The sequence below is a fragment of the Streptococcus porcorum genome, assembly GCF_053203725.1.
On sequence record NZ_JBRUDG010000071.1, the window covers coordinates 1 to 1066 of the forward strand.

Consider the following 1066-nt stretch of genomic DNA (forward strand, 5'->3'; position numbering starts at 1 on the left):
CTTTGATGAGATTATTGGTAGCTTCCAGTTTGGCGTTGGAATAAGGCAATTCCATGGCGTTTAAAACCTTGTCTTTATCCTTTAGAAATGTCTTAAATACTGTCTGGAAAATAGGATTAACAGCGGTTATTTCCTGTTCGATAAGTTCGAAGAAATGATCTGAATTTTTCTCTTGGAAATGGAATAAGAGAAGTTGATAGAGTTCATAGTGCTGTCGTAGTTCCTCGGAGAAAGACAGGAGTTTTTCCAGTATTTCCTTGTTAGTCAAGTGCATTCGGAACATAGGGCGATAAAATCGTTTATCGCTGATTTTACGGCTATCTTGTTGTATCAATTTCCAGTAGCGTTTCAAGGCTCGGTATTCCTGCGATGTTCTGTCGAATTGATTCATAATTTGAATACGGATACGGTTCATAGCACGACTAAGGTGTTGAACAATATGAAAGCGGTCGAGTACAATTTTTGCATTGGGAAATAGCTGTCTAGCCAATTTGTAGTATGGACTAAACATATCCATGGTAATGACTTTGACCCGATTTCTAACCTTTCTAGGATAGCGTAGAAAGTGGTTTCGGATGGTTGCTTGAGTTCTTCCGTCCAGAATGGCGATGACATTTAGGGAGTCGAAATCTTGAGCGATAAAGCTCATTTTCCCTTTTTTGAAGGCATACTCGTCCCAGCTCATCACCTCAGGTAAGGCATTCCAATCTGTTTCAAACTTGAACTCATTGAGTTTTCTCATAACTGATGATGTTGAGATAGATAGCCTGTGTGCAATATGTTTCATTGCTTGATTTTCGATGAGTAATTGAGCAATCTTCTGGTTAACAGCGACAGAGATTTGGTGGTTCTTCTTGACAAGAGGAGTTTCAGCGACCGCTATTTTTCCGCATTCTTTACACTTGAAGCGACGCTTTCTAAGGCGGATAAGTAGCGGGTAACCAGCAGTTTCTAGGTAGGGGATTTTAGAGGCTTTCTGGAAGTCGTATTTAGCCATTTGTCCCTTGCATTTTGAGCATTTAGGGGCTGTGTAATCCAAGTGACCGTGGAGTTCTAAGTGAGTTCC

General features: G+C 40.5%; 1 protein-coding gene. It reads right to left on the minus strand.

Annotated elements, in window-relative coordinates:
• The coding region (locus ACVRWY_RS09560; RefSeq protein ID WP_447455804.1) for an ISL3 family transposase at nucleotides 1-1066 on the minus strand (1066 nt) is incomplete at both ends.